1 protein-coding gene is annotated in these 525 nt (G+C 40.0%); it reads right to left on the reverse strand.

Going from position 1 to position 525, the window contains the following annotated elements:
* Positions 1-142: 142 nt before the first annotated feature.
* Positions 143-525: IS200/IS605 family transposase (tnpA, locus tag PV403_RS24875; protein ID WP_332086288.1), on the reverse strand; the 383-nt coding region annotated here is incomplete at its 5' end.

Raw genomic sequence — 525 nt, forward strand, 5'->3', positions numbered from 1 at the left:
AATCAGGACCACCCGTAAAACGGGTGGTTTGTACTTGGGGTATAACCCCTTGTCGCCAAACTGCGCCTAAAGACGCTAGCCTGACCATAAATCTGTTCAGGCTCAGTGTTATTTGTCACTTTCACTTACCAGTTAAACTGGTTTATTTCTTTTTTGTTCTGTTGCCGATGAATGGATCTTCATACTCTTTTACACTCAGCTTATCCACTGCTTGGTCATGTGCTTCTTGTTCTCGAATGTATTTTCGTACCGTCGCTTCATTTAAGCCCACCGTACTCACATAATATCCTTCTGCCCAGAATTTTCGATTCCCGTATTTGTATTTTAGTTGGGCATGTTTCTCAAAGATCATTAGAGAACTTTTACCTTTTAGATATCCCATGAACGATGAGACTGCAATTTTGGGTGGGATTGCTACCAACATGTGCACGTGGTCTGGCATCATGTGGCCTTCTATGATTTCTACTCCTTTGTACTTACATAAACGTTTGAATATTTCAATTAGATCTTTTCTTACTTGATTAT

The sequence above is a fragment of the Paenibacillus sp. GYB006 genome, assembly GCF_036577645.1.
Lineage (GTDB): Bacteria > Bacillota > Bacilli > Paenibacillales > Paenibacillaceae > Paenibacillus.